Annotated in this window: 24 protein-coding genes; 11 read left to right on the top strand and 13 right to left on the bottom strand. The window is 71.2% G+C overall.

All coding sequences use genetic code 11. The features are described from left to right. Window positions 1-6: 6 nt before the first annotated feature. The 3 genes from DEI99_RS09355 to tkt all read right to left on the bottom strand — a co-directional run bounded on the left by DEI99_RS09355 (window position 7) and on the right by tkt (window position 4,950). A complete protein-coding gene (locus tag DEI99_RS09355) occupies window positions 7-1,605 on the bottom strand; it encodes a phosphoglucose isomerase-related protein (protein WP_111040495.1) in 1,599 nt (532 codons plus the stop codon). Further along, a complete protein-coding gene (gene tal / locus DEI99_RS09350; RefSeq protein ID WP_111040494.1) occupies window positions 1,605-2,717 on the bottom strand; it encodes a transaldolase in 1,113 nt (370 codons plus the stop codon). The genes DEI99_RS09355 and tal overlap by 1 nt, the downstream gene beginning before the upstream one ends. Before the next feature lie 139 nt (window positions 2,718-2,856). Next, on the bottom strand, window positions 2,857-4,950 hold the full coding sequence (gene tkt, locus DEI99_RS09345) for a transketolase (RefSeq protein WP_111040493.1): 2,094 nt from the start codon (window positions 4,948-4,950) through the stop codon (window positions 2,857-2,859). Window positions 4,951-5,385: 435 nt separating this feature from the next. Here tkt and DEI99_RS09340 point away from each other — a divergent pair, with 435 nt between their 5' ends. Continuing rightward, window positions 5,386-6,312, top strand: a complete 927-nt coding sequence (locus DEI99_RS09340) for a heme o synthase (RefSeq protein WP_111040492.1) — start codon at window positions 5,386-5,388, stop codon at window positions 6,310-6,312. A gap of 369 nt (window positions 6,313-6,681) precedes the next feature. Here the strand turns inward: DEI99_RS09340 and DEI99_RS09335 are convergent, their stop codons facing one another. Continuing rightward, entirely contained in the window at window positions 6,682-7,656 is a 975-nt protein-coding gene (locus tag DEI99_RS09335) for a COX15/CtaA family protein (RefSeq protein WP_111042485.1), read from the bottom strand. Window positions 7,657-7,907: 251 nt separating this feature from the next. On the opposite strand from DEI99_RS09335, the gene sufB reads away from it, so the two are divergent. The 5 genes from sufB to DEI99_RS09310 are packed head-to-tail and all read left to right on the top strand — an operon-like array spanning window position 7,908 to window position 12,106. Then, window positions 7,908-9,326, top strand: coding sequence for a Fe-S cluster assembly protein SufB (gene sufB, locus DEI99_RS09330; protein WP_071255626.1), 1,419 nt, complete (start codon window positions 7,908-7,910; stop codon window positions 9,324-9,326). After that, on the top strand, window positions 9,327-10,622 hold the full coding sequence (gene sufD, locus DEI99_RS09325) for a Fe-S cluster assembly protein SufD (protein WP_111042486.1): 1,296 nt from the start codon (window positions 9,327-9,329) through the stop codon (window positions 10,620-10,622). Continuing rightward, window positions 10,622-10,948, top strand: coding sequence for a non-heme iron oxygenase ferredoxin subunit (locus DEI99_RS09320; protein WP_502866996.1), 327 nt, complete (start codon window positions 10,622-10,624; stop codon window positions 10,946-10,948). The genes sufD and DEI99_RS09320 overlap by 1 nt, the downstream gene beginning before the upstream one ends. Window positions 10,949-11,003: 55 nt before the next feature. Next, the gene (sufC, locus tag DEI99_RS09315) at window positions 11,004-11,777 is read left to right on the top strand and encodes a Fe-S cluster assembly ATPase SufC (protein ID WP_071255612.1); all 774 of its coding nucleotides are present in this window, start codon (window positions 11,004-11,006) and stop codon (window positions 11,775-11,777) included. Then, on the top strand, window positions 11,777-12,106 hold the full coding sequence (locus DEI99_RS09310) for a metal-sulfur cluster assembly factor (RefSeq protein WP_071255608.1): 330 nt from the start codon (window positions 11,777-11,779) through the stop codon (window positions 12,104-12,106). Before sufC ends, DEI99_RS09310 begins: the two co-directional genes overlap by 1 nt. Window positions 12,107-12,342: 236 nt before the next feature. On the opposite strand, the gene DEI99_RS09305 is transcribed toward DEI99_RS09310, so the two are convergent. Then, window positions 12,343-12,942: a biotin transporter BioY gene (locus DEI99_RS09305; protein ID WP_111042488.1), complete on the bottom strand. Its 600-nt coding sequence runs from the start codon at window positions 12,940-12,942 to the stop codon at window positions 12,343-12,345. Window positions 12,943-13,057: 115 nt separating this feature from the next. Here DEI99_RS09305 and DEI99_RS09300 point away from each other — a divergent pair, with 115 nt between their 5' ends. Beyond that, window positions 13,058-14,656 (top strand): ABC-F family ATP-binding cassette domain-containing protein, encoded by a 1,599-nt coding sequence (locus DEI99_RS09300; protein ID WP_111042489.1) that lies wholly within the window; start codon window positions 13,058-13,060, stop codon window positions 14,654-14,656. Between the two features lie 423 nt (window positions 14,657-15,079). Here DEI99_RS09300 and DEI99_RS09295 read toward each other — a convergent pair whose 3' ends face one another. Genes DEI99_RS09295 through DEI99_RS09285 form a run of 3 tightly spaced genes read right to left on the bottom strand, consistent with a single transcriptional unit; the run spans window position 15,080 to window position 16,775 of the window. After that, window positions 15,080-16,048 (bottom strand): SURF1 family cytochrome oxidase biogenesis protein, encoded by a 969-nt coding sequence (locus DEI99_RS09295; RefSeq protein WP_111042490.1) that lies wholly within the window; start codon window positions 16,046-16,048, stop codon window positions 15,080-15,082. Then, window positions 16,045-16,353, bottom strand: coding sequence for a hypothetical protein (locus DEI99_RS09290; RefSeq protein WP_502866995.1), 309 nt, complete (start codon window positions 16,351-16,353; stop codon window positions 16,045-16,047). The genes DEI99_RS09295 and DEI99_RS09290 overlap by 4 nt, the downstream gene beginning before the upstream one ends. After that, window positions 16,353-16,775, bottom strand: coding sequence for a DUF3099 domain-containing protein (locus DEI99_RS09285; protein ID WP_111042491.1), 423 nt, complete (start codon window positions 16,773-16,775; stop codon window positions 16,353-16,355). Before DEI99_RS09285 ends, DEI99_RS09290 begins: the two co-directional genes overlap by 1 nt. 189 nt (window positions 16,776-16,964) lie before the next feature. Here DEI99_RS09285 and fabG point away from each other — a divergent pair, with 189 nt between their 5' ends. Then, window positions 16,965-17,678, top strand: a complete 714-nt coding sequence (gene fabG, locus DEI99_RS09280; RefSeq protein ID WP_111042492.1) for a 3-oxoacyl-ACP reductase FabG — start codon at window positions 16,965-16,967, stop codon at window positions 17,676-17,678. Between the two features lie 23 nt (window positions 17,679-17,701). Here fabG and serB read toward each other — a convergent pair whose 3' ends face one another. Beyond that, complete coding sequence (gene serB, locus DEI99_RS09275) at window positions 17,702-18,340, bottom strand: phosphoserine phosphatase SerB (RefSeq protein WP_111042493.1); 639 nt, start codon at window positions 18,338-18,340, stop codon at window positions 17,702-17,704. 162 nt (window positions 18,341-18,502) lie between these two features. Further along, the gene (locus DEI99_RS09270; RefSeq protein ID WP_111042494.1) at window positions 18,503-19,744 is read right to left on the bottom strand and encodes a glucose-1-phosphate adenylyltransferase; all 1,242 of its coding nucleotides are present in this window, start codon (window positions 19,742-19,744) and stop codon (window positions 18,503-18,505) included. 47 nt (window positions 19,745-19,791) lie between these two features. Here DEI99_RS09270 and glgA point away from each other — a divergent pair, with 47 nt between their 5' ends. From glgA to DEI99_RS09255, 3 genes are all read left to right on the top strand, one after another. Further along, window positions 19,792-20,991, top strand: a complete 1,200-nt coding sequence (gene glgA / locus DEI99_RS09265) for a glycogen synthase (RefSeq protein WP_071255581.1) — start codon at window positions 19,792-19,794, stop codon at window positions 20,989-20,991. A 9-nt stretch (window positions 20,992-21,000) separates the two neighbouring features. Beyond that, window positions 21,001-21,783: an ABC transporter ATP-binding protein gene (locus tag DEI99_RS09260; RefSeq protein ID WP_071255577.1), complete on the top strand. Its 783-nt coding sequence runs from the start codon at window positions 21,001-21,003 to the stop codon at window positions 21,781-21,783. A 105-nt stretch (window positions 21,784-21,888) separates the two neighbouring features. Next, the gene (locus DEI99_RS09255; protein WP_017887280.1) at window positions 21,889-22,137 is read left to right on the top strand and encodes a type B 50S ribosomal protein L31; all 249 of its coding nucleotides are present in this window, start codon (window positions 21,889-21,891) and stop codon (window positions 22,135-22,137) included. Window positions 22,138-22,312: 175 nt separating this feature from the next. Here the strand turns inward: DEI99_RS09255 and DEI99_RS09250 are convergent, their stop codons facing one another. The 3 genes from DEI99_RS09250 to DEI99_RS09240 are packed head-to-tail and all read right to left on the bottom strand — an operon-like array spanning window position 22,313 to window position 26,915. Beyond that, window positions 22,313-23,122, bottom strand: a complete 810-nt coding sequence (locus DEI99_RS09250) for an HAD family hydrolase (RefSeq protein WP_111042495.1) — start codon at window positions 23,120-23,122, stop codon at window positions 22,313-22,315. Further along, a complete protein-coding gene (locus DEI99_RS09245; RefSeq protein WP_181434497.1) occupies window positions 23,119-25,752 on the bottom strand; it encodes a phosphoribosyltransferase domain-containing protein in 2,634 nt (877 codons plus the stop codon). The genes DEI99_RS09250 and DEI99_RS09245 overlap by 4 nt, the downstream gene beginning before the upstream one ends. After that, window positions 25,749-26,915 carry an HpcH/HpaI aldolase/citrate lyase family protein gene (locus tag DEI99_RS09240; RefSeq protein WP_111042497.1) on the bottom strand — a complete coding sequence of 389 codons (1,167 nt, stop codon included), beginning with the start codon at window positions 26,913-26,915 and terminating at the stop codon, window positions 25,749-25,751. Before DEI99_RS09240 ends, DEI99_RS09245 begins: the two co-directional genes overlap by 4 nt.

Genomic DNA, 26,915 nt, shown 5'->3' with positions numbered 1-26,915 from the left:
CGGGGGTCAGTGTGAGACGGCGGAGGCGATGGCCGCGGTGGCGGCGTGCGCGTCCGACGTCGTGAGGGTCAGGACCGGCCGGCCGTGCTGCGCGAGGACACTCGCGTCACCGGCGGCCTGGGCCTGGATGAGTCGGCCGAACGAGAAGGGACGCCCCGGGATCGCCAGGTCATCCGCTTCGTCGGCCACGATCTGCAGGAAGACGCCGTTCGCGGGTCCGCCCTTGTGGTACTGCCCGGTCGAGTGCAGGAACCGCGGGCCGTACCCGAAGGTGACGGGACGGCCGGTCCGCGCCGCGATCGCGTCGCGCAGCGACTCGAGGTCGCCGTTCGCGGTGCGGTCCACGTACGCCTGCACCGACACGTAGCCGGTCGCGTCGAGTCCGGACAGGAGGCCCGACACGGCTTCCGCGAGCGTCGTCCCGACCGGCAGTCCAGGCGTCGCGCGGACGGCGATGCCGTCCTCGGAGAACGCCGGCTCGGCCGGCACGGGACGGTCCTCGAGCAGTCCCCGGGTCGCGACCTTGGCGGCCTCGACGTCGGGCTGGTCGAACGGGTTGATGCCGAGCAGACGTCCGGCGACCGCGACGGCGTACTCCCAGACGAGGATCTGCCCACCGAGCGTGCCGGTGATCTCGACCTCGCCCTCGACGACGTGGCGCTCGTCCTCGCGCGATCCGACCAGGCGGATGACCTGGACGTCGGGCAGGCCGGCGGTGACCTCGGGGGAGTCGGGGTGCAGGACGACGGGCAGGAGCCCGCGGCCGTCCTTGCCGGTCGACTCGGCGATCAGCTGCTCGACCCAGTCGCCGAAGCCGACGATGTGGGTGCCGTCCGGCACGATCGCGATCTTGTCGCGCAGCGGTTCCGTCCCGGCGAGGACCGCGCCGAGCACGAGCCCGGGGTTCTCGTCGAGGTCGACGGAGAGCAGCGCCGAGATGGCGTCCGCCTCGTCGAGGAGCTCCGCGATGTCCGCACCGGCAAGCCCCGAGGGCACGAGGCCGAACGCGGTGAGCGCGGAGTAGCGGCCGCCGACGGTCGGGTCGGCGGTGAAGACGCGGTACCCGGCCGCGGTCGCGGTGGCCTCGAGCTCGGAGCCCGGGTCGGTCACGACGACGATGCGGCGGGCGGGGTCGATGCCGGCGTCGCGGAAGGCCTGCTCGTACACCCGACGCTGCGAGTCCGTCTCGAGCGTGGAGCCCGACTTCGACGACACGACGAGCACGGTGCGCTCGAGGTCGGTGGCGACGGCCGCCCGGACCTGGGCCGGGTCGGTCGAGTCGAGCACGGTCAGCGGGACGCCCGCGGTCCGGGTGATGACCTCGGGCGCGAGCGACGAGCCGCCCATGCCGGCGAGGACGACACGGTCGACCCCGTCGGCGATGAGCGACTCGCGCAGTGCAGACACCTCGGCGACGAGCGGGCGGGAGACCGAGACGGCCTCCACCCAGCCGAGGCGCTTCGACGCCTCGGCCTCGGCGTCGGCTCCCCACAGGTCGGCGTCCTGGGCGGTGATGCCCGAGGCCACCAGGTCAGCGACGAGCCGCGGGACCACCTGTTCGATGGCCCGCGCGGCATCGCCGCTGGCTGCGATGGAAACCGTCACTACTTCGCGCCCTCGAGCGCGGCCTTGACGGTGTCGACGAGCTCGCCCCACGACACGTTGAACTTGTCCACGCCCTCCTTCTCGAGGAGCGCCACGACGTCGTCGTAGTCGATGCCCTGCGCGGCGAGCTGGTCGAGGACCTGCTGCGCGTCGTCGAACGAGCCGGCGATGGCGTCGCCGTGGATCTCGCCGTGCTCGAAGGTCGCGTCGAGGGTCTTGCCCGGCATGGTGTTGACCGTGTTCGGGGCGGCGAGCTCGGTCACGTAGAGCGTGTCGGGGAGCGACGGGTCCTTGACGCCGGTCGAGGCCCACAGCGGGCGCTGCGTGTTCGCACCGGACTCGAGCAGGCCGAGGGCGCGCTCGGAGGCGAACGCCTCGGTCCAGACCTGGTAGGCGAGCTGCGCGTTGGCGATGCCGGCCTTCGACTTGAGGGCCGTGGCCTCGTCGGTGCCGACGGCGTCCAGGCGCTTGTCGATCTCGGAGTCGACGCGCGACACGAAGAACGACGCGACCGAGTGGATCTTCGACAGGTCGTGGCCGGCGGCCTTGGCCTTCTCGAGCCCACCGAGGTAGGCGTCGATGACGGCGCGGTAGCGCTCGAGCGAGAAGATCAGCGTGACGTTGACGGAGATGCCGGCGCCGATGACCTCGGTGATGGCCTCGAGGCCCTCGACCGTGGCGGGGATCTTGATGAGGACGTTCTCGCGACCGACCTTCTCGAACAGGAACTTGGCCTGCTCGATGGTCTTCTCGGTCTCGTGGGCCAGGCCCGGCTCGACCTCGATCGAGACACGGCCGTCGAAGCCCTTGGTCTCGTCGTAGATCGGCTTGAAGACGTCGGACGCGTTCGCGACGTCCTGCGTGGTGATCTCGAAGATCGCCTCGGTGACCTCGGTGCCCGCAGCGGCGAGCTCCTTGACCTGCGAGTCGTAGCGCTCGCCCTTGGCGAGGGCCGACGCGAAGATCGTCGGGTTCGTCGTCACGCCGACGACGTTCTTCTGCTCGATGAGCTCGGTGAGCTTGCCGGTCTCGAGGAGCTCGCGCGAGAGGTCGTCGAGCCAGATGCTCACGCCGACCGCGGAGAGGGCGGCGGTGGGGGTGGTGTCAGCCATGTGTTTCTCTTCTTCTTTCGTCGACGGGTCCGTGAGGACCGTGAGTCGGGGTCTGGGGGCCGGGAGGCCCGGGGCGGAACCGCGCCGCGCCTCCCGGCAGAAGGGCCGGATCCGGGTGACCGGACCCGGCCCCGGTGGGTCAGGAAGCCGCGATCGATTCCTTCGCGGCGGCGACGACGTGCTCCGTCGTGAAGCCGAACTCCTTGAAGAGCGTCTGGTAGTCGGCCGAGGCACCGAAGTGCTCGATCGAGACGCTGCGGCCCTTGTCGCCGACGATGTCGCGCCAGCTCATGGCGATGCCGGCCTCGACCGACACGCGTGCGGTGACGTCCTTCGGGAGCACCTGGTCCTGGTAGTTCTCGGACTGGGCGCGGAACCACTCGAGCGACGGTGCGCTGACGACGCGGGCGTTGATGCCCTCGCCCTTCAGCTGCTCGCGGGCCTCGACGGCGATCTGGACCTCGGAACCGGTCGCGATGAGGATCACGTCCGGGGTGCCGTTCGGCGCCTCGGCCAGGATGTACGCACCCTTGCCGACGTTCTTCGCCGACGCGAAGGTCTCACCCGACGCCTCGCCCTCGCCACGCTCGAAGACGGGGAGGTTCTGACGGCTCAGCGCGATGCCGGCCGGGCGGTCGGTGTGCTTGAGCATCTCGAGCCAGGCGTACGCGACCTCGTTGGCGTCGGCGGGGCGGACCACGTCGAGGCCGGGGATCGCACGGAGCGACGAGATCTGCTCGATCGGCTGGTGCGTCGGGCCGTCCTCACCGAGGGCGACGGAGTCGTGCGTCCAGACGTAGATCGCCGGCGCCTGCATGAGCGCGGCGAGACGGACCGCCGGGCGCATGTAGTCGCTGAAGATGAGGAACGTGCCGCCGAAGGGGCGGGTGTTCCCGTGCAGCACGATGCCGGACAGGATCGAGCCCATCGCGTGCTCGCGGATGCCGAAGTGCAGCACGCGGCCGTACGGGTCGGTGCTCCAGGCCTTCGTCGAGGCCTCGGCCGGACCGAAGGACTTGGCGCCCTCGATCGTCGTCAGGTTCGACTCGGCGAGGTCCGCCGAACCGCCCCAGAACTCGGGCATGAGCGGCGCGATGGCGTTGATGACCTTGCCGGAGGCGGCGCGGGTCGAGACGGCCTTGTCGGTCGGGAAGACGGGGAGCGCCTCCTCGAGGCCCTCGGGGAGCTCGCCCGCGTTGATGCGGTCGAGGATCGCCTTCTTCTCCGGGTTGGCCGCGGCCCACGCGTCGAAGGTCTTCTGCCACTCGGCGTGCTCGGCCTGGCCCTTGGCGACGGCGCCGCGGGTGTACTCGAGGACCTCGGGGTCGACGTGGAAGGTCTGCTCGGGGTCGAAGCCGAGGACCTCCTTGAGGCCCTTCAGCTCCTCGCCACCGAGGGCGGAGCCGTGGATCTTGCCGGAGTTCTGCTTGGTCGGCGACGGCCAGCCGATGATCGTCTTGAGGACGATGAGCGACGGCTTGTCGGAGACGGCCTTGGCGGCCTCGACCGCGGCGAAGAGCGCCTCGGCGTCCTCCGAGTACTCGCCGGTCTGCTTCCAGTCGACGGTCTGGACGTGCCAGCCGAGGGCCTCGTAGCGGTCCGGGACGCTCTCCGAGAAGGAGATGTCGGTGTCGTCCTCGATCGAGATCTGGTTCGAGTCGTAGAAGACGACGAGGCGACCGAGCTGCTGGCGGCCGGCGAGGCTCGCGGCCTCGTTCGTGACGCCCTCCTGCATGTCACCGTCACCGGCGATCACGTAGGTGAAGTGGTCGAACGGCGACTCGCCGTCGGCGGTCTCCGGGTCGAACAGGCCGCGCTCGAAGCGCTGCGCGTAGCCGAAGCCCACGGCGCTGGCGAGGCCCTGGCCGAGCGGGCCGGTGGTGATCTCGACACCGTCGGTGTGGCCGTACTCCGGGTGACCCGGGGTCTTCGAGCCCCACTTCCGCAGGTGCTGGAGGTCCTCGAGCTCGAGGCCGTAGCCGTGCAGGTAGAACTGCACGTACTGCAGGATCGAGGCGTGACCGGCGGAGAGGATGAAGCGGTCGCGGCCGATCCAGGTGGAGTCGCTCGGGTCGCGACGCATCACCTTCTGGAAGAGCAGGTGGGCGAGCGGAGCGAGGCTCATCGCGGTGCCGGGGTGACCGTTGCCGGCGGCCTCGACCGAGTCGGCGGCGAGTACGCGGGCCGTGTCGACGGCCTTCCGGTCGATGGCGTCCCAGGTGAATTCAGCCACTTGGATGTTGACCCTTCTTGATGCGACATGTGCGAGGGCTCGTGCCATCGCACGGACATGTGGCCATCCCGGGGCCGAGTCGTGTCGCCGTCGAGCGGCGGCCGACCGGCTCGTCACGCCGACGTCATCGGGGCACGCACTGCGGGAGGGCATGTCCAGCATAGTGACCCGGCACTCAGAGGGGGTTCAGGAGACCTCCGAAGTCGGCGCCCGGGCAGTCGTCGGCGCTCCCCGCCGGGCGTGTCGGCGGCGTCGGGGTCCGGAGCGGATCCGGTCGGGATGTCGGAGCGGGGCACCGTCGCGGCGCTTCCATCGCGTAAACTGATCGGGACCCGTGGACATTCCGGGTCAGCGCATGCCCGGACGCCGCCGCAGTCGTCCACCGAGTGTGCGAGCTGATGCGAACAGACTGAGGTTCCCTTGCCGACTGCCACCGTGACCCGGCCAGACACCGACCGACCCCGTTCGGTCCTGTCGCGCAAGGTCCGTGCGTACGTCTCGTTGACGAAGCCGCGCGTGATGGAGCTGCTGCTCGTCACCACGGCGCCGACGATGTTCCTGGCCGAGCGCGGTGTGCCGGACCTGTGGCTCGTCTTCTGGACGATGCTCGGCGGCGCGATGTCCGCCGGCTCCGCGTCGGCGTTCAACTGCTACATCGACCGCGACATCGACCGCCTCATGAAGCGGACGAGCACGCGGCCGCTCGTCACCGGGGAGCTCTCGGACCGCGAGGCCCTCGTGTTCTCGTGGGTGCTCGCCGTGCTCTCCACGGCGGTGCTCGGGTTCCTGGTGAACTGGCTCGCCGCGGCGCTGAGCGTCGTCGCGATCCTCATCTACGTGTTCGTGTACACGCTGTGGCTCAAGCGCCGCACCCCGCAGAACATCGTCTGGGGCGGCTCCGCCGGCTGCATGCCCGTCCTCATCGGCTGGGCCGGCGTCACCGGGTCGCTCACCTGGGCCCCGGTCATCCTGTTCATGGTCATCTTCCTGTGGACGCCGCCGCACTACTGGCCGCTCTCGATGAAGTACCGCGACGACTACGACGCCGCCGACGTCCCGATGCTCGCGGTGGTCCGCGGCCGCACCGTCGTCGGCCTGCAGGTGGTCCTGTACGCCTGGGCGACGCTCGTCTGCTCGCTCCTGCTCATCCCGGTCGCGCACATGGGGCCGCTCTACACGGTGGTGGCACTGGCCGGCGGCATCTGGTTCGTCGTCGAGTCCCACCGGCTGTACTCGCGGGCGATCCAGCACGTCGAGCACGTGCAGCCGATGCGCGTCTTCCACAGCTCGATCACCTACCTGACGCTGCTCTTCATCGCCGTGGGCATCGACCCGCTGCTGCCGCAGGTCTTCACCTTCTAGGACGGGTCGTCGCCGCTGGGCGACGTCCGTGTCGTCGAGACGCCGCCGGGGACGGCGGCGTCTCGTGCGTTGCGGCGCGTGCCGGCCGACGTCGGTGCGCTGCGGTGCACGACGTGCTCGATCGGCGGTCGGGAGGCCCGTGGCGGCGCCGCCACGGGCCTCCCGACCGCCCGGTGCGAGCGGGGGCGCGGGGGCGCGGGGCGCAGGGCGTGGGGCGCACGCTGGTTGCGACGATCCACCGGTCGATCGTCGCGTGGGCTGACGGACGGTGCGCGCGCACCGGATGCGTGCGCAACGAGCGACACCCCACGAGTCGATCGACTCGTGGGGTGTCGCAGGACGGTGCCGAGGGCGCGACGCGCCCGGGCGTCAGGCGTCGAGCGGTTCCCGCAGGGCGAGGCGGCCGGCGCTGCCCCGGGTCGAGAGCACGACGGCGGTGGTCGCGCCGACGAGCAGCCCCGCGAGCACCATGTGCGTGCCGACGAGGCCGGCCGGCAGACCCGTCCGGGCCTGCGTCAGGCCGACCGCGATCTGCAGGAACTCGACGACGAGCAGCAGGAGCGCCCACTTGCTCGACAGCCGCAGGCGCACCGCGCCGACGACGAGCACGAGGGTGAGGGCGAAGAGGGCGTAGGCCGGCCAGGCGTGCACGTGCTCCATGACCGCGGGGTCGAAGCCGGTGCGGTGCAGGCGTCCGCCGTCGACCTTCTCGTCGGCGCCGGCGTGCGGGCCGCTGCCGGTGGTGAGGATGCCGACGAGCACGGTGACGACGACGGCGGCGACGGTGGCGCGGACGACGCCGGTGTACCAGGCCGGCACGAGCCGGTCGGCGGTGCGGGGACCGTGCACGGTGCGGTAGACGAGGGCGGCGGTGACGGCGGTGAGGGCGGCCGAGACCACGAAGTGCAGACCGACCACGAACGGGTTCAGGCTGGTGAGGACGCTCAGCCCGCCGATGACGGCCTGCACCGGGATCGCGACGCCCTGGGCGAACGCGAGCCAGAACAGCTCGGACCGGGTGCGGAGCATCCGGACGACCGCCAGGAACATCGCCACGGCGACGACCACGAGCACGAACGTGAGCAGGCGGTTGCCGAACTCGATGACGCCGTGGATGCCCATCTCGGGCGTCGACACGAGCGACTCGGCGGTGCACTTCGGCCAGGTCGGGCAGCCGAGGCCCGAAGCGGTGAGCCGCACGAGGCCGCCGGTGCCGATCAGCAGGACCTCGACGACGAACGACGCCCAGGCGAGCGCGACCACGCGACCGTCGACCGCGCGGGGGAGCGTCCACCACCGCTCGGAGCGGACGTCCTGCTCGACGGGGGTTCCGACGCTTGTCACGAGGGTGGTGCCTTCCTGTTGTTCCGTGCAGTGAACCTGTAGGATTCGAGGGTTCAGCAGCAGTCAAGTCTAGGCAGGCGCCGGCTCCGAATGAGCCGAGTTCGCCGATCACTCCACGGACTGCGTGGAACCATTGTCGTTGCGAGGGAGCAGCACCGTGTCCGCCTGTCGGCGGTCTGCGGTGGAATGGCGTCCAGACGCCACGGGTTCACACCCGAGAACGCTGTCCGCGAGAAGGAAACGAGGAGACCATGTCCGACGTGCTCATCGACCGTCCCGAGCTCGAAGGGCTCGGCCAATACGAGTTCGGCTGGTCCGACTCCGACTCGGCCGGCGCCTCCGCCCGTCGCGGTGTCTCGGACGAGGTCGTCACCGACATCTCGAACCTCAAGGGCGAGCCCGAGTGGATGCTGAAGAACCGCCTCAAGGGGCTGTCGCTCTTCGGCCGCAAGCCGATGCCGACGTGGGGTGCCGACCTGACCGGCATCGACTTCGACAACATCAAGTACTTCGTGCGCTCCACGGAGAAGCAGGCGCAGTCGTGGGAGGACCTGCCCGCCGACATCCGTGAGACCTACGAGAAGCTCGGCATCCCCGAGGCGGAGCGCCAGCGCCTCGTCGCCGGTGTCGCCGCGCAGTACGAGTCCGAGGTCGTCTACCACCAGATCCGCGAGGACCTGGAGCAGCAGGGCGTCATCTTCATGGACACCGACACGGCGCTCCGCGAGCACCCCGAGCTGTTCGAGGAGTACTTCGGCACCGTGATCCCGGCCGGCGACAACAAGTTCGCCGCGCTGAACACGGCCGTCTGGTCCGGTGGCTCGTTCGTCTACGTCCCGAAGGGCGTGCACGTCGAGATCCCGCTGCAGGCCTACTTCCGGATCAACACCGAGAACATGGGCCAGTTCGAGCGGACGCTGATCATCGCGGACGAGGACTCGTACGTCCACTACATCGAGGGCTGCACCGCCCCGATCTACAAGTCGGACTCGCTGCACTCGGCCGTCGTCGAGATCATCGTGAAGAAGAACGCCCGCGTGCGGTACACGACGATCCAGAACTGGTCGAACAACGTCTACAACCTCGTCACCAAGCGTGCGATCGCGCACGAGGGCGCGACGATGGAGTGGATCGACGGCAACATCGGGTCCAAGGTCACGATGAAGTACCCGTCGATCTACCTCGCCGGCGAGCACGCCAAGGGCGAGACCCTGTCGGTCGCCTTCGCTGGCCCGGGCCAGCACCAGGACGCCGGCGCGAAGATGGTCCACATGGCGCCGTACACGACGTCGTCGATCGTCTCGAAGTCGATCGCCCGCGGTGGCGGTCGTGCCGGGTACCGCGGCGAGGTCCGCGTCGACGCCAGCGCACACCACTCGGCGAACACCGTGCGCTGTGACGCGCTGCTGGTGGACACGATCAGCCGGAGCGACACCTACCCGGCGATCGACATCCGGGTCGACGACGTGCAGCTCGGCCACGAGGCCACGGTCTCGCGGGTCAGCGAGGAGCAGCTCTTCTACCTGATGTCGCGCGGCATGCCCGAGGACGAGGCGATGGCGATGATCGTGCGCGGCTTCATCGAGCCGATCGCCCGTGAGCTCCCGATGGAGTACGCACTCGAACTCAACAAGCTCATCGAGATGAGCATGGAAGGATCCGTCGGCTAGATGTCCAGCACCACCCCTCCCCACATCGACCAGCCGATCGAGCCCGCGGCCCCCGCCCAGGGCGGAACCCAGCACGGCGCCGGAGCCCACTCCGACGGCGGCTGGGACGCCCCCGACAAGACCGTCCCGGTCCAGACCCGCTCCGAGCGGTTCCGGTCCGGTGACCTCGACGCGTTCCCGGCGGTCACCGGGCGCGAGGTGAACTGGAAGTTTGCGCCGCTCGCGAAGCTCCAGCCGCTGCTCGACGGCGGACTCGACGGGTCCGCCTACCCGTACCTCGCGCGCCAGTCCGACGGTGCCGACGTGGACTGGGGTCGCAGCGACGACCCCCGCGTCGGTTCCGCCGGGCTCCCCGAGGACCGCGCCGCCGCGGCGGCCTGGTCCGCGCGGGACGCGGTGCTCGCGGTCACGATCACGGCCACCGACGCGAACGAGTTCATCACGCTGACCCGTTCGGACTTCGGCTCCCAGCCCCGCGCGGCGCACACGGTGATCACCGCCGAGCCGCACGCGCAGGGCATCGTCGTCCTCGACAACCGGGGTTCCGCGCTCCTCACCGAGAACGTCGAGATCGTCGTGCAGGACGGCGCGCGGCTGACGGTCGTCAGCGTGCAGGACTGGGACGACGACGCGGTGCACGTCGCGACCCACTTCGCCGAGGTCGGCCGCGACGCCTTCCTCAAGCACGTCGTGGTCTCGCTCGGCGGCGACGTGGTCCGGGTGAACCCCTCGACGCACCTCGGCGCCCAGGGCGCCGACACCGAGATGTACGGCGTGTACTTCGCCGACGCGGGTCAGTACATCGAGCAGCAGGTCTACGTGAACCACGACGCGCCGAACACGCGCGGTCGGGTCAACTACAAGGGCGCGCTGCAGGGCCAGGGGGCGCACACCGTCTGGATCGGTGACGTCCTCATCGGGCGCGCCGGCGACGGCACCGACTCGTACGAGCAGAACCGCAACCTCGTCCTGACGGACGGCACCCGTGCCGACAGCATCCCGAACCTCGAGATCGAGACGGGCAACATCGAGGGCGCCGGCCACGCGAGTGCGACCGGGCGCTTCGACGACGAGCAGCTGTTCTACCTGCAGGCCCGCGGGATCCCGGAGGAAGAGGCCCGGCGCCTCGTCGTGCTCGGCTTCCTGGTCGAGATCATCCAGAAGATCGGTGCGCCCGAACTCGAGGAACGTCTCATCGCCGCCGTCGAGCAGGAGCTGGCGGAGGGCCGTTCGGTCATCGCCGCACCTGCGGAACCCACCGAGGCGGCGTCCGAGAACACCGAGGCGACCGTCTGATGGCCGAGAAGGTCTGCGCCGAAGCCGACATCGCGGTGGACAGCCCGATGCGGGTCGTCGTCGGCGGCACCGCCGTCGCCATCGTGAAGGACTCTGCCGGCGCCGTCCACGCGATCGGCGACACCTGCACGCACGGCGACATCTCGCTGGCCGAGGGTTTCGTCGAGGGCGACTCGCTGGAGTGCTGGGCCCACGGGTCCCGCTTCTCGCTGACCACCGGCAAGCCGCAGAACTTCCCGGCCTACGAGCCGGTCCCGGTCTTCCGGGTCGAGGTCCGCGACGGCGACGTGTACGTCGACGTCCAGGACGTCGTCCCGGTCGACTGAGCCCCCACACTTCCCGCGGCTGACGCCGCACCACAGCTGCAACCGAAGGAACGCAATGTCCACTCTGGAAATCCGTGACCTCAAGGTCTCGATCGACACCGATCAGGGCACGAAGGACATCCTCAAGGGTGTCGACCTCACCATCAACGAGGGCGAGATCCACGCGATCATGGGGCCGAACGGCTCCGGCAAGTCGACCCTGGCGTACACGATCGCCGGACACCCCCGCTACAACGTGGTCGGCGGCTCGATCACGCTCGACGGCCAGGACGTCCTCGCGATGAGCGTCGACGAGCGTGCCCGCGCCGGCATGTTCCTCGCCATGCAGTACCCGGTCGAGATCCCCGGCGTCACGGTGTCGAACTTCCTCCGCACCGCCAAGACGGCGATCGACGGCGAGGCCCCGGCCCTGCGCGGCTGGATCAAGGAGCTCCGCCAGTCGATGGCCGACCTCAAGATGGACTCGTCGTTCGCCGAGCGCAACGTCAACGAGGGCTTCTCCGGTGGCGAGAAGAAGCGCCACGAGATCATGCAGCTCGAGCTCCTCAAGCCGAAGTTCGCCGTTCTCGACGAGACCGACTCCGGCCTGGACGTCGACGCGCTGAAGATCGTGTCCGAGGGCGTCAACCGCGCCAAGGCCGCCACCGGCCTGGGCGTGCTGCTCATCACGCACTACACACGCATCCTCCGCTACATCAAGCCGGACTTCGTGCACGTCTTCGTCGCCGGCAAGGTCGCGGAGCAGGGCGGCCCGGAGCTCGCCGAGCGCCTCGAGAACGAGGGCTACGACCGCTACGTGCAGGCCGCGGCCGCCGAGGTGCAGGCCTGATGATCGCCGCACTGGCACCCGAGAAGTTCGACGAGGTCGTCGAGGGCCTCAAGGAGGTCCAAGACCCGGAACTCGGCGTCAACATCGTCGACCTCGGGCTCATCTACGACCTCGCCTGGGACGACGACGCGAACGCGCTCGTCATCAGCATGACGCTCACGAGCGCCGGCTGCCCGCTGACCGACGTCATCGAGGGCGACACCGCGAACGCCCTCGACGGCATCGTGGACGCGTTCCGCATCAACTGGGTCTGGATGCCGCCGTGGGGTCCGGAGCGGATCACGGATGACGGGCGCGAGATGATGCGCGCCCTCGGGTTCGCGATCTAGTCGCGACCCACCGACGGACGGGAGGCGCGGTGCCAGCTGGCACCGCGCCTCCCGTCCGTTCGTCGGTGCGTCACGCGCGGGGCGCGCCGCCGAGGTCGCGCAATCTGTCGCTCGCGACGCGATCCGGCGGCACCTCGGGCGACCTCGGCGAACCGCACGCGGCGTGTCCTGCGACCTCGGCGCCCGTACGCAGAACGGCCCCGCACCGATCCGGTGCGGGGCCGTTCTCGGCACGCTCAGCGGCGGCCGAGGGCCTTCCAGGCGAGGGGCAGGACGCCCGCCGCGATGAGGGCCTTCGCGACGCCACCGAGGATGAACGGGTACAGGCCGGCGGCGAGCACCGACTGGACGTCGTTCGGGGCGCCGAGCTGGCCGAGCGCCACGGCGAGGTAGGGGAGCCCGGTCACGAACGGGACGGCGCTGGCGAGCAGCATCGCGACCGCTGCGCGACCGACGTGACGGTCCCAGTCCCGGCGCGCGAGCCAGCCGACGAGCCCGGCGGCCGGGATGAAGCCGATGACGTACCCGAAGCTCGGCAGGGCCAGGGCCTGCAGGCCGCCCTGCATGTCGGCGAAGAACGGGGCGCCTGCGAGCCCGGCGACCGCGTAGACGAGCAGCGAGAGCATGCCGCGGCGTGCGCCGAGCGTCGCGCCGACGAGCACGACGGCGAGCGTCTGCCCGGTGATCGGGACCGGCCACATCGGGACCTCGAGCTGTGCCATCGCGGCGGTGAAGAGCGCTCCGCCGGCGACCAGGGCGGCGTTCGTGGCCAGGCCGTGCGACCGGAGACGGTCGGCGAGGACTGCGCGGGGAGCGAACCCGGTGGCGTTCGTCATGGATTCTCCTAGAATGGACTGCTGGTCCCGTTCGGGACCATCGGTCCCGTCAGCGTAGCGGTGCACCTCCCGCACACGTCGTTGTGCAAAACCACCAACTGATTGGACGTCCACTGTGCTTGCCGTGCACGAACTCGAGATCCGCGTCGGAGCTCGTCTCCTCATGGAGGACGTCTCCTTCCGCGTCGAGAAGGGCGACAAGATCGGACTCGTCGGCCGGAACGGCGCGGGGAAGACGACGATGACCAAGGCCCTGGCCGGGGAGACCCAGCCGACGGACGGCAAGATCGAGCGCGGTGGCGAGATCGGCTACCTGCCGCAGGACCCGCGCTCCGGCGACCCGGAGGAGACCGCCCGCAAGCGCATCCTCGATGCTCGCGGGCTCGGTGAGCTCGTCGAGGGCATCCGCCTCGCGACGCTCGACATGGCGAGCGAGGACGCCGCCGTGGCCGAGAAGGCGATGCGCCGCTACAGCCGTCTCGACGACCAGTTCAACGCGCTCGGCGGCTACGCGGCCGAGGCCGAGGCCGCGTCGATCGCCTCGAACCTCAAGCTGCCGGACCGCATCCTCGACCAGCAGCTGAAGACCCTGTCCGGTGGTCAGCGTCGACGCATCGAGCTCGCCCGGATCCTGTTCTCGGACGCCGAGACGATGATCCTCGACGAGCCGACCAACCACCTCGACGCCGACTCGGTGGTCTGGCTGCGGGAGCACCTGAAGACCTACCCCGGCGGCGTCATCATCATCTCCCACGACGTCGAGCTCGTCGACGAGGTCGTCAACCGCGTGTTCTACCTCGACGCGAACCGGCAGACCATCGACATCTACAACATGGGCTGGAAGCTCTACCAGCGGCAGCGCGTCGCCGACGAGGAGCGTCGCCGCAAGGAGCGCGCCGGCGCCGAGAAGAAGGCCGCCACGCTCAAGGACCAGGCGGCCCGCTTCGGTGCGAAGGCCTCGAAGGCTGCCGCAGCGCACCAGATGGTCGCGCGCGCGGACAAGCTGCTCGCCGGCCTCGAGGACGAGCGCGTCGCCGACCGGGTCGCGAAGATCCGTTTCCCCACGCCGGCCCCGTGCGGCCGCACGCCGCTCATGGCCGAGGGGTTGTCGAAGTCCTACGGGTCGCTCGAGATCTTCGCGGGCGTCGACCTGGCGATCGACCGCGGCTCGCGCGTCGTGATCCTCGGCTTCAACGGCGCGGGCAAGACGACGCTGCTGCGGATCCTGGCGGGCGCCGACCTGCCCGACACCGGCGAGATCCAGCCCGGCCACGGCCTGCGCATCGGCTACTACGCGCAGGAGCACGAGAACATCGACGTCAACCGCACCGTGATCGAGAACATGGTGTCGGCGTCGACCGACCTCAACGAGACCGAGGCCCGTCGCGTGCTCGGGTCGTTCCTGTTCACCGGCGACGACGGCTACAAGAAGGCCGGGGTCCTGTCCGGCGGTGAGAAGACCCGACTGTCGCTCGCGATGATCGTGGTCTCCGGTGCCAACGTGCTGCTGCTCGACGAGCCGACCAACAACCTGGACCCGGCGTCGCGCGAGGAGATCCTCAACGCCCTCGCCGGCTTCGAGGGCGCGGTCGTCCTGGTGTCCCACGACGCCGGCGCGGTCGAGGCGCTCAACCCCGAGCGCGTCCTGCTCCTGCCGGACGGCACCGAGGACCACTGGAACAAGGACTACGCGGAGCTCATCGAGCTCGCCTAGGCGCGCTGGTCCGGCTGGACGGGCTGACGGACGGGAGGCCCGTGGCGAGATCGCCGCGGGCCTCCCGTCCGTCGTGTGCGCACCTGACGAGGACCGGACGCGAAGGCTGACCACGCGCGGGAGTTCTCATCGCGCGCGGCATCGGAAGGTGAATCGCGCGTGGTGGGGCGGAACGTTCGGCCTCCTCCGCGCGGAACTGCCAGCCACGCGCGGAACTGCTTCTGACGCGCGGAAGTGCAGCGCCCCGCGGCAGGAAGGCTTCCCACGCGCGGAAGTTCCCATCGCGCCCGACCTGGAAGGGCGAATCGCGCATGGTGGGGCGGAACGTTCGGCCTCCTACGCGCGAGAGTGCTTCCCATGCGCGGAAAGACCTCCTACGCGCGCAACTGCATCCCACGCGCGGAACTGCACCCCGCGCGCGGATCAGCGGCGCGACGCGAGCAGCTCGTCCTCGATCTCGGCGTCGGTCTTCGGCTTGGCGTCCTTGCGGCGCTGCCGCTCGAGGGCGCGCTCGCGTTCCTCGGGGTCGTCCTGGTTGAGGTTGCGGTACTCCTGCACCATCACGTACGCCAGGAAGCCGAAGCCCCCGGCCGCGAACAGGAACCACTGGATGAAGTAGCTCAGGTGCAGCCCGGTGTCGGCGTTCGGGCGTTCCCAGCCGAGGGGACGGGCCTCGGAAGGGGCGGGGGACTCCGACGCGAGCTGGCCGTAGGCGCCGGTCCAGATCGGAGTGTCGACCTTCTTCGCGACGTCGCCGAGGGTCACCGACTGCACCTGGTCGGTGTGCGCGGGGTCGGTGCGACCGGGGATGCGGGGCTCGCTCTCCTGCAGGCGGACGATCGCGGTGACCTCGCCCGACGGGGGAGCGGGCACGTGGTCGGGGGCGTCCTGCGCGTTGCCGGTCGGGACCCAGCCACGGTCGACGATGAAGGCGCGGCCCTCCGCGGTGACGAGCGGGGTCAGGACCTCGAACCCGGGCTGCCCGTTGTGCACGCGGTTGCGGACGAGGAGCTGGGCGTCGGTGTCGTAGCGACCGGTGACGGCGACGCGGAGCCACTCCTGCTCGTCCTGCCAGCTCGACGCCTTCGGCAGCGCCTGGTCGAGCGGGACGGGGGTGTGGTCGTAGTTCTGCGCGACCTGCTCGTTCTGGCGGACGGCCTCGTTGCGGCGGTCCCACTGCCACATGCCGAACAGTGCGCACACGATCGCGAAGGCCACGGCGATCGCGAAGTAGCCGAGCCAGCGGCGGCTGCGGACGAAGCGCCACCCGACGAACGGCTCGTCCGGGTCGCGGGGGGACTCGTCGTCGCGCCGGACCTGTGCCGTGGCCTGCTGCAGCCGGGCGGCGTGCTTGCGGCCGTAGCGGGAGTGCGGGTCGAACGGCTCCGTCATCGCGAGGTGCCGGTGGAGCGCACCCCGACGTCGTTCTTGGGCGCCGCTGCCGGGTCGCGTTCGTCGTCGAGGTGGTCGACGTCCTCGTGCATGCCGGTGACGCGCACCGGGAAGGAGCGGGACCGCAGGTAGTCGGCCAGGAAGTCACGGTGCTCGTCGCACGCCGCCCAGATCTTCACGCGGTCGGCGGAGTGGATGCGCGGGTTGCGCCAGTTGACGCGCCACGCGGCGGTGGACGTGCAGCCGGCCCGCGAGCACACCGGTGTCGAACCCGGCTCGGTGTGCAGGTCGAAGGTCGCGCCCATCAGCGGTGGCCCCACATCTTCGAGCGGTCGCCGTTGCGCTGCCACTCGTCCTGCGCGTTCTGGGCCTGCTCGCGAAGACGGTCCTGCTCGTCGCGGTAGGCCTGGGCGCGGGCGTCCTCCTGCTGCTCACGCAGGCGCGGATCGACCGCGTCGTAGAGCACGATGGCACCGGCGGGGGAGATCATGTCGCTCTCGGTGCGACTGCCCGCGTTCGCGATGACGACGGCGACCCAGGGGATCACGGCGGCGAGGACGATCGGGATGACCGCGAACCACGAGTGCCAGGTCGTCCAGACCAGCACGGCGACGATGAACAGGACGACCCTGACGGCCATCTGCCAGATGTAGCGGGACAGGCGGTGCGCCCGGTCCTGCTCCGGCGAATCCGGGAGCGTCGTGATGCTCGTGTGCGTGCTCTTCATACAGATGGTCTCCGTCTACCAGGACTCCAGCCTAAGCCCGCGAGGCCGTGCGTGGTCACGGCGCGCGCACGCCGGACGGCGCGTCGTGCGCAGGCCGGACGGCCGCGGTGCCTCCGGTACGCTCGTCCGGGCGTGTCCGCCGGTGATCCGGTTCGACCCGCCGGCAGACCACTACCGAACGGAGCGATCATGACCACCCCCCGTACCGTCCTCATCACCGGCGGCAACCGCGGCATCGGCCACGCGCTCGCAGCGCGGTTCGTCGCCGCCGGGCACCGCGTCGCCGTGACGTCGCGCAGTGGCCAGGGCGGTCCCGAGGGCGCGCTCACCGTGCAGGCCGACATCACCGACACGGCCTCGGTCGACGCGGCCTTCACGCAGGTCGAGGCCGAGCTCGGACCGATCGAGGTCCTCGTCGCGAACGCCGGCGTCACGAACGACCAGCTGCTGCTCCGCATGTCCGAGGAGGACTTCACGAGCGTCATCGACACGAACCTCACCGGCACCTTCCGCGTCGTGAAGCGCGCGACGAAGGGCATGATGAAGGCGAAGTTCGGCCGCATCGTGCTCATGTCGAGCGTCGTCGGCGCCTACGGGCAGGTCGGGCAGGTCAACTACGCCTCGTCGAAGGCGGCGCTCGTCGGCATGGCGCGGTCGATCACGCGCGAGCTCGGCTCCCGCGGCATCACGGCGAACGTGGTCGCGCCGGGGTTCATCCAGACCGACATGACGGCGGCGCTCCCCGCCGAGCTGCAGGCCGAGTTCAAGAAGCAGATCCCCGCCGCCCGCTACGGCACCGTCGACGACGTGGCAGACGCGACGCTGTTCCTGGCGAGCGACGGCGCCGGCTACGTCTCCGGTGCGATCATCCCCGTCGACGGCGGCCTCGGGATGGGCCACTAGCCCGCCACTGGCCCCGGGACGCCTCAGCCGCGCAGGCCGAGCGCCGCGAGCACCGTCGACAGGTCGCGGTCGACCACGGCGACGTCGGCCTGCTCGCGGACGCGCGGCTTCGCGTCGAACGCCACCGAGAGCGCGGCGACCCGCATCATCTCGAGGTCGTTCGCCCCGTCGCCGACCGCGACGGTGCGGACGTCGTCGAACCCGTCGACCGCGGCCCACTCCCGCAGGGCGTCGGCCTTGGCGCGCGCGTCGACGACCTCGCCGAGGACGCGCCCGGTGAGCACGCCGTCGGCGACCCCGAGCCGGTTCGCGCGGCAGTGGTCGAGCCCCAGCCGCTCGGCGAACGGGTCGAGGACCTCGTGGAAGCCGCCGGACACCACCCCGACGGTCCCGCCCGCGGCGTGCACGCCGCGGACGAGCTGGTCGGCGCCCCGCGTCACACGGACCGCCTGCTGTGCGCGTCGGAAGACGTCGGTCGGGAGGCCCGCCAGGGTCGCGACACGCTCCCGGAGGCTCTCGGCGAAGTCGAGCTCCCCGCGCATGGCGCGCTCCGTGATCGCCGCCACCTGTGGCCGGGTCCCGGCGCTGTCGGCGAGGAGTTCGATGACCTCGTCCTCGAGGAGGGTGGAATCGGCATCGAGGACGACGAGGAAGCGGGGCACGCACCAACGGTACCGACAGCAGGAGGCACGGCTGCGTCGTGTGACGCGAGCCGTGCCTCCTGTCCGTTCCCGGTGGACCCGCTGACGTGAGCGGCCGACGCTACGCCTCGACGCGGACGCCCTTGCCCACCAGACGGGTGCAGTCCGGACTCGGCGCCTCGCTCAGGCCTCGACGCGGACGCCCTTGCCCACCACGGTGATCCCCGACTCGGTCACGGTGAAGCCGCGCGCCTCGTCGGTTTCGCGGTCGACCCCCACCTGGGCGCCCGGTGCGAGGACGACGTCCTTGTCGAGGATGGCGCGGTGCACGACCGCCCCGGCGCCGATGGTGGCGCGCTCGAACACGATCGAGTCGAGCACCTTCGCACCCGAGTCGATGCCGCACCAGGGGCCGATCATGCTGCGCTCGACCTGCGCGCCGGACACCAGGCAACCGAGCGACACGAGCGAGTCGACCGTGGAGCCGGTGTTGCCGTTCGCGTCACGGACGAACTTCGCCGGGGGCAGGTTCGTCTGCTGGTTGAAGATCGGCCAGTCCTGGTTGTACAGGTTGAAGACCGGCACCGGCGCGATGAGGTCCATGTGCGCGTCGAAGAACGAGTCGATCGTCCCCACGTCGCGCCAGTAGTACTTGTCGCGGTCGGTGGAGCCGGGGACGTCGTTGCGCTGCAGGTCGTACACGCCGGCGTCGCCGCGGGCCACGAAGTCCGGGACGATGTCGCCGCCCATGTCGTGGGCCGAGGACTCGACCTGGCCGTCGCGCAGGACGGCGTCGACGAGGGCGTCGGCGTTGAACACGTAGTTGCCCATCGACGCGAGGACCTCGCCGGGGGAGTCGGCCAGGCCGACCGCGTCCTTCGGCTTCTCGAGGAACGCGTCGATCTTCGTCGGGTCGTCGGGGTCGACCTGGATGACGCCGAACTGGTCGGCGAGACCGATGGGCTGGCGGATCGCGGCGACCGTGGCACTGCGGCCGGACTCGATGTGCGCCTGGACCATCTGGTCGAAGTCCATCCGGTACACGTGGTCGGCGCCGACGACCACCACGATGTCGGGACGCTCGTCGCGCAGCAGGTTGAGCGACTGCAGGATCGCGTCGGCCGAGCCGGCGAACCAGCGCTTGCCGAGGCGCTGCTGCGCGGGGACCGAGGCGACGTACGAGCCGAGCAGGCCCTCCATGCGCCAGGTCTCGGCGACGTGCCGGTCGAGACTGTGGGACTTGTACTGGGTGAGGACGACGATCTTCTGCAGACCGGAGTTCACCAGGTTCGAGAGCGCGAAGTCGATGAGCCGGAAGTTCCCGCCGAACGGGACAGCGGGTTTCGCGCGGTCGGCCGTGAGCGGCATGAGCCGCTTTCCCTCGCCTCCGGCGAGCACGATGCCGAATACCTTCTTTGGTGCCATGACGCTCACAGTAGGCGTCAGCACTGGGAACCCGTTACGTTGAACCGGTGCGAGTCGATCTACTGACCAGGGAGTATCCGCCGGAGGTCTACGGCGGAGCAGGTGTCCACGTTGCCGAACTGACCTCGGCGCTGCGGTCCGGGACCGACACCGAGGTGCGCGTCCGCGCCTTCGGGGCGTTCCGCGACGAGGCCGACGTCTGGGCCTACCGGACCCCCGCCGGCCTCGAGCAGGCCAACGGTGCGCTGCAGGCACTCGGCACCGACGTCGCCATCGCGGCCGACGTCGAGGGTGCCGACCTCGTGCACTCGCACACCTGGTACGCGAACGCCGCGGGCCGGATCGCGCAGTTGACGCACGGCATCCCGCACGTCGTCACCGCCCACAGCCTCGAGCCGCTGCGTCCGTGGAAGGCCGAGCAGCTCGGCGGCGGCTACCGCCTGTCGAGCTGGATGGAGCGCGAGGCGTTCGAGCAGGCCGACGGCGTCATCGCCGTGTCCAAGGCGATGCGCGCGGACATCCTGCGGTCCTACCCGTCCATCGACCCCGCCAAGGTGCACGTCGTCTACAACGGCATCGACATCGACGAGTGGAAGCCGACCGTCGACGAGGACGCCGTGCGTGCCCTCGGCATCGACCCCTCGCGGCCGAGCGTCGTCTTCGTCGGGCGCATCACCCGCCAGAAGGGGCTGCCGTACCTGCTCCGCGCCGTGGCGTCCCTGCCCGCCGAGGTGCAGATCGTCCTGTGCGCCGGCGCGCCGGACACCCCGGAGATCATGGCCGAGGTCACCGGCCTAGTCGAGGGCCTGCGGGAGCAGCGCGAGGGCGTCGTCTGGATCGACCGGATGCTCGAGCACCGCGAGATCGTGAACGTGCTGTCCTCCGGCACCGTGTTCGTCTGCCCGTCGGTGTACGAGCCGCTCGGCATCGTGAACCTCGAGGCGATGGCCTGCGGGATCCCCGTCGTCGGCACCGGTACCGGGGGCATCCCCGAGGTCGTCGCCGACGGACTGACCGGCCGCATCGTCCCGATCGACCAGGTCCAGGACGGCACGGGCACCCCGACCGACCCCGACCGCTTCGTGGCGGACCTGGCGGCGACCCTCACCGAGGTGCTCGCCGACGAGGGCCTGGCGAAGCTCATGGGCCGCGCCGGACGCCTGCGCGTCGAGACCGAGTTCACCTGGGACGCGATCGCCACCAGGACACGGCAGGTCTACGACGAGGTGCTGGCCCGGACCCCGTAGGCTGGTCGCATGCCCTCGGTCGTGCGCTTGTCAGACGTCTCCGTGGTCCGCAACGGGGCCACCATCCTCGACACGATCTCGTGGGAGGTGCAGGACGACGAACGCTGGGTCGTGCTCGGCGCGAACGGCGCCGGCAAGACCACGCTGCTGCAGGTCGCCGGGGCGCAGACGTTCCCGACCTCCGGCGACGTCGAGGTGCTCGGCACCGAGCTCGGCGGGGCCGACCTGTTCGAGCTCCGGCCCCGCATCGGCTTCGCGTCGACCGCGCTCGCCCGCCGCATCCCGGTGACCGAGAAGGTCATCGACGTCGTGCTCACCGCGGCGTACTCGGTGACGGGTCGCTGGAACGAGGAGTACGAGGAGCTCGACGTCCGTCGCGCCCAGCGCGTGCTCGACGAGTGGGGCCTCGGCGCCTTCACCGACCGCACCTTCGGTGAGCTGAGCGACGGTGAGCAGAAGCGCGTCCAGATCGCCCGCGCGGTGATGACGGACCCGGAGATCCTGTTCCTCGACGAGCCCGCCGCCTCGCTCGACCTCGGTGCCCGCGAGAGCCTCGTCCGGACCCTCGGCGGCTACGCCCAGAGCTCGGACTCGCCGGCGATCGTGATCGTCACCCACCACGTCGAGGAGATCCCCGCCGGCTTCACGCACGCGCTCGTCCTCGCCGATGGCCACGTGCAGGCGGCCGGCCCGATCGACGACGTCCTGACCGACGCGACCCTCACCGAGGCGTTCGGCATCGCGCTGACCGTCACGAAGGACGCGGATCGCTGGACGGCGCGCGCGGCGTAGCGCTCCCGATCCGGCCGTCTCTCTGGTAACGTGGACGGCTGGCGCAAGCCGATGACTTCCCGCGCAGTTCGCGCAATTGCTCACGACCGCTACAGAGGAATCCCCATGAAGACCGACACCCACCCCGAGTACCGCGCCATCGTCTTCCGCGACCTGGCCTCCGGTGAGACCTTCCTGACGCGTTCCACCGCGAACAGCGACAAGACGATCGAGCTCGACGGTGCCACCTACCCGGTGATCGACGTCGAGATCTCGTCCGCTTCGCACCCGTTCTACACGGGCAAGCAGCGCATCCTCGACTCGGCCGGTCGCGTCGAGAAGTTCAACCAGCGCTTCAAGGGCTTCTCCAAGTAAGGAGCCCCGGTACGCCGGAACGGGCGGTCCTCCTGCGGGAGGGCCGCCCGTTCTGCGTGTGCGGGGCGGTGGGAGCTGGATCCGCGTGCTGTGTGTGCGAGGCGCGGTGGGGACCGGACTCGTGAGCTGCGTGGGCGCGGGTCCGTGTGCCGGACCCCGCGCCCACCCTGCTCCGTCAGGCGGCGTCGACGGCCGCGCGTGCCCGGTCGATGATCTCCTGGCCGGCCAGGACCCCGCGGGCGTCCGTGACGATCAGGCCCGGGGCGGTCCACCCGGCGGCGTCGAGCTCGCCGTGCGCCGGCCGGATCGCGACGTCCGCCCACGCGAGCATCGCCTGGTCGAGCAGCGAGTCGCCGGCCGCGACGGTCCGGGTGGCGCCGATGCGCTCGGCGACGGCGGCGAGGGCACGCTCCTTGCGGACGGCGGTCGGCACGACGTAGAGCTTCCGGCCCTGCAGCGAGACGGTCCACCCGATCGCGGTCATCGCGGCGGTGAGCTCCGCGAGCGCGCTGTCGGGCAGCGCACGACGCTCGACCACCGCGTAGGCGAAGAGCTCCTCGGCACGGTGGTGCCGGAGCAGCGCCGCCGGGGGCACCGCGGCGAGCAGCCCGCGCTCGGCCTCGGCGAGCGGGGCCGACGTGGCGTCGATCTCGGCGCGCAGGGACGTCGTCCAGTCCTCGTCGGGGACGCCGTCGTGCAGCACGACGGCACCGTTCGTGGTGACCGCCCAGCCGCCGACCGGCAGCGGCAGCCGGATGCGGCGGTACTGCGCGACGGTGCGGGTCGTCACCGGGACGACGGTCGCCCGGGCGGCGAGCTCGGCGAGGGCGCCCTCGGCCTGTCGGGTCATGAACGACAGCGGGGCGCCGTCGTACACCTCGGCCACGACGAGCGACGGGGCCTCGTGGTCCGGGCCGTCGAGCAGCAGCGCGGCGGCCGAGTAGACGATGGTGCGGTCGAGGTCGAAACCGACGAGCGCGGTCATGCGCGGGCCTCCGCGGGGCTGTCGGCGGTGGTGGCGTCGCCGGACTCCACGACGCGGCTGCCCAGCGGGTGGATGAGCCCGACGCAGCTGTACGCCAGGTCCGGGCGTGCGACCACCGGGACGCCGCGCTCCCGTGACAGGGCGACGACGTGCGCGACGTCCGGGTCGTCCGGGTCGCGGACGAGCACCTGCCACGGCACACGGCGGAGCAGCACGCGGGTCGTCTCGCCGACGCCGGGCTTGACGAGGTGCAGGTCCTCGATGCCGAACTCAGCGCCGACGGCCTCGACGGTGCGCATGCCCCGCCAGTCGACGGCGCGCTCCGGGGCGGTGCCGGTCGGCGGCTCGCGGTCGATCGTGTCCTGCACGCGGGCGGTCACGTCGGGGAACCGCTCTGCGATCGTCGCGATGTACGAGCGGGACCGGTCGCGGTCGGCGAGGTCCCGGTACTGCTTCGCGCCGTGCAGGGTGCCCTCCGGCGTCCAGCGGCGGTTGAACACCGTGCGGGACACGAGCCCGGACACGGTCGAGTTGAGGCAGGCGGACGGCACGAGGTAGTCCTCGCGGGTGCCGTGCAGCGGGGTGCAGCCGGCCGGGTCGGCGAGGACGGCGAGGTCGCTGCGGAACCGGACGCCGTCCGTCGCCGCGAAGCGGTCGAGTGCGTCGGTGAGTTCCCGGGTGATGGCGCCCTTGCCCGTCCAGCCGTCGACGAACACGACCTGCTCGGGGTCGTGGTGGGCGGCGAGCCAGCGCAGGGCCGTCTCGTCGATGCCCACTCCGCGGACGATGCTCGCCGTGTAGTGCGGCAGCAGGACGCCGTGGTGTTCGAGGGCCCAGCGGCGCATGAGGACGCCGACCGGGGTGCCGGCGCGGGCGAGCGAGACGAGGACGGCTCGAGGGCGGTCCCGGAGCACCAGTTCGGTGACGACCCCGACGGCCTCGGCGATGCGTTCCGCCGAGCGGTCGAGCGCGTCGCGGTAGAGCTCCTCGTAGGCGTCGGACGGCACGTACTCGACCGGGAGCGACTCCGCGTAGTTCGCGCCCTCGAGCTGGATCGCGCGCTCCCGCGACGCGGTGTCGGCCTCGAGCTCGGCGTCCGCCAGGTCCTGCAGCAGCCAGGTGACGTCGTCGGGCTCGTAGGACCCGAACGACGGCCCGGTGAGCGGTCGCGGTGCGGTGTGTGCCGCGGCCCCGGCGAGCGGGCTGTCGACGACGACGACCTGCGGGGCGACCGCGCCGAGGGCGGCGAGCAGGCCGTCGTCGCCCTCGAGTGCGGCGGTGTCCGTGCCGGGCTCCGGCAGGACGACGATCGCGTCGAACCCGCGGACGTTGTAGGCGTAGCGCTCGCCCGGACCGTCGACGGTGCGGTCGTGGGAACGGTGCCGGACGCCGGAGCGGATCGGCCACGACGGGTCGTCGAGGATCGCGACGGGGGAGCGGGTCGTCGTCGAGGACCGGACGTCGCGTCCGCTCTGCCGGCGCAGGGCGTCGGCGACCGTGAGCGGCGTGTGCATGTGCTCCTCGGTGCCGAGCACGAGCACGCGCCTGGCGGTCGGGTCGAGCCGGGCGAGCACGTCGGCCGCGATGCCCTCGACGTCGGTGCGCGGCTGACGGACCCGTGCCGCGGGGGTGCCGTGGCGGTCCACCGTGGTGGCCGGGGCGGCGACGCGGACCGGGGACGGCTCCGGGAGCCCGGGCGCGGACCCGCTGCGGGCACCGTCCGTTGGCCGGCTCGCACCCGAGGCCACGAGCGCCGCGGCGGTGTCCAGGACGTCGGCCGGCAGGTCGACCCGACCCCGGCCGAGGGCGACGACGTCGACGCGGGCGCCGAGCTCGTCGGCGAGTGCCGCGGTCGCGGCGGTGTCCGCCGCGGACCGCAGGTCGACGAGGCTCGCGACGACCCAGTGGCGCTGCGGGGCGACGGCGTGCAGGGCCCGGATGGTCTCGCGGGCGGTGCGTCCGGTGCTCAGCTCGTCGTCGACGAGGACGACCGTGCCGTTCCGGGGCAGCCAGTCGGCGTCCGCCGGCAGCAGCCGGTGCGCGGTGGCGTGCGAGTGCTCCTCGGAGAACCCCGCGGCTGGCACGGAGCCGGGCGGGTCGTGGCGGGTGGAGTGCAGGTACGCGGAACCGAGGGTCTCGGCGACGAGCGCGCCGAGGGCGGTGGCGGTCTCGGCGAAGCCGAGGACGAGCACGTCCGGGTGGTTGGTCCGTTGCGCGGCGAGGTCGGTGCGGAGCGTCGTGGCCGCGCGGTGCAGCCCGGACGAGCGGTCGGCGTCCGCGTCGACGTCGGCATCCGCGTCGTCGGGATCGGTGCTCGCGGCGATCGCTCGCTGGTCGCGGAGCACCGCGTCGAGCCGTGCGACGACGGCGTCGTCGAAGCGCGGGTGCGCGGGGGCGTCGAGCAGGTCCGCCACGAGGGTGCCGAGCGCCTCGCCGGCGAGCAGCGCGATCGCCGGCACGGTCGGCACGTGCTTGGCGAGCACGGTCGAGACGAGCAGGTGCGCACGCTTCGGGTTGCGGCGCAGCGCCAGGCGCACGAGGTCGCCGAGCGGTACCGTCGGGCCCTGCTGCCCGTCGGCGTCGACGACGGCCAGGCCCAGGTCGGCGGGGGACGGCAGGGGCACGTTCACGGCAGGCTCCGCTCGAGCAGGTCGACGTAGGTCACGTCGGGGGTGGACACGCCGAACGCCCGGGCACGCAGCATCGTGCGCTCCGCCCAGGCGTGGTGCGGCTTCATCTCGTTCATCTTGTTGCCGTAGCGCGAGGGGGCGACCCCGCCCGACTCCCGGGCGAGCACGTCGGAGGCGTCCGAGTACTCCTCGTCGGTCACCACCGACATCGCGTGCACGAGCGGCACGTGACGCGGGTGGATGACCGTCTTGCCGGTGAGCCCGTTCGCGCGGTCGAGCGCGACCTCGCGGAGCAGGCCGTCGAAGCCCTCGAGCAGCAGCTGGCGGCGCAGTGCCAGGTCGCCGGCCTCCTGGAACGGGGTGGTGCGCAGCTGGGTCCTGAACACGCGGTCGGACGACGGGTAGTGCTCCCACACGGGCCCCGCGACGACGAACCCGTCGTTCGCCCGGCCGAGCGTGTTGACGACGTCGCCGATGACGGAGGCGAGGACGTGCACGTCGTGCACGGTGAGGTCGGACGGACGCCGGAGCCCGAAGACGCTCGACAGGTCGGTCGCGCCGATGCGCACCGCCAGCACGTCGGCCCGTCGCGCGGCGAGCAGTTCGTGGATGCCGGCGAGCGTCGTGGTCCGGGTCTCGCGGTGCATGATCGACGGCGACTCGAGGATCGGCATGACGAGCAGTCGTCGGCCGCCGCTCCGGGTGGCGTTGACCCGGTCGAGGACGGAGAAGTACCGTTCCCCGGCGCCGTCGGTCGCCTCGAACTTCGGCAGCACGATGCCGCTCAGCGCGTCGAGCGGGCGGTCGCCGAACCGCTCGACGAGGCGCTCGAGGTGCTCGGGGCTGCGGACGCGCAGGAAGAGCTGCGGCAGCACCGCCGGGTCGTCCTCGGTGGCGAGCAGACGGAGCGCCTGCTCGACCTGCTGCTCGGCGAGCGGGAGATCGTCGTCGGCGACGGAGTCCTCGAGGCAGAGCACCAGGGACCCGGCACCGAGCGCCGTCTGCCGGTGCACGTCGCGCACCAGGTCCGGTCGGATGCCCGGCACGTACAGCGTCGCGCCGAGCGCGACGGCACGCAGGGCCGGATCGCTGTCGCGTCCGACGTCCTCGGGTTCGCGCAGGAACAGCGCGCCGTGGTCGTCCAGGTTCGCGAAGTGCCGCAT

It is taken from the genome of Curtobacterium sp. MCLR17_036 (assembly GCF_003234445.2).
Lineage (GTDB): Bacteria > Actinomycetota > Actinomycetes > Actinomycetales > Microbacteriaceae > Curtobacterium.
This window is presented reverse-complemented; position numbering and strand designations above follow the sequence as displayed.

Excerpts from the sequence above, each read along its gene's own strand:
- tal (WP_111040494.1), bottom strand. The coding sequence starts at position 2,717 with ATGGCTGACACCACCCCCACCGCCGCCCTCTCCGCGGTCGGCGTGAGC.
- sufB (WP_071255626.1), top strand. The coding sequence starts at position 7,908 with ATGTCCGACGTGCTCATCGACCGTCCCGAGCTCGAAGGGCTCGGCCAA.
- sufD (WP_111042486.1), top strand. The coding sequence starts at position 9,327 with ATGTCCAGCACCACCCCTCCCCACATCGACCAGCCGATCGAGCCCGCG.
- DEI99_RS09320 (WP_502866996.1), top strand. The coding sequence starts at position 10,622 with ATGGCCGAGAAGGTCTGCGCCGAAGCCGACATCGCGGTGGACAGCCCG.
- sufC (WP_071255612.1), top strand. The coding sequence starts at position 11,004 with ATGTCCACTCTGGAAATCCGTGACCTCAAGGTCTCGATCGACACCGAT.
- DEI99_RS09310 (WP_071255608.1), top strand. The coding sequence starts at position 11,777 with ATGATCGCCGCACTGGCACCCGAGAAGTTCGACGAGGTCGTCGAGGGC.
- DEI99_RS09305 (WP_111042488.1), bottom strand. The coding sequence starts at position 12,942 with ATGACGAACGCCACCGGGTTCGCTCCCCGCGCAGTCCTCGCCGACCGT.
- DEI99_RS09295 (WP_111042490.1), bottom strand. The coding sequence starts at position 16,048 with ATGACGGAGCCGTTCGACCCGCACTCCCGCTACGGCCGCAAGCACGCC.
- DEI99_RS09290 (WP_502866995.1), bottom strand. The coding sequence starts at position 16,353 with ATGGGCGCGACCTTCGACCTGCACACCGAGCCGGGTTCGACACCGGTG.
- DEI99_RS09285 (WP_111042491.1), bottom strand. The coding sequence starts at position 16,775 with ATGAAGAGCACGCACACGAGCATCACGACGCTCCCGGATTCGCCGGAG.
- fabG (WP_111042492.1), top strand. The coding sequence starts at position 16,965 with ATGACCACCCCCCGTACCGTCCTCATCACCGGCGGCAACCGCGGCATC.
- DEI99_RS09270 (WP_111042494.1), bottom strand. The coding sequence starts at position 19,744 with ATGGCACCAAAGAAGGTATTCGGCATCGTGCTCGCCGGAGGCGAGGGA.
- DEI99_RS09260 (WP_071255577.1), top strand. The coding sequence starts at position 21,001 with ATGCCCTCGGTCGTGCGCTTGTCAGACGTCTCCGTGGTCCGCAACGGG.
- DEI99_RS09255 (WP_017887280.1), top strand. The coding sequence starts at position 21,889 with ATGAAGACCGACACCCACCCCGAGTACCGCGCCATCGTCTTCCGCGAC.
- DEI99_RS09250 (WP_111042495.1), bottom strand. The coding sequence starts at position 23,122 with ATGACCGCGCTCGTCGGTTTCGACCTCGACCGCACCATCGTCTACTCG.
- DEI99_RS09240 (WP_111042497.1), bottom strand. The coding sequence starts at position 26,915 with ATGCGGCACTTCGCGAACCTGGACGACCACGGCGCGCTGTTCCTGCGC.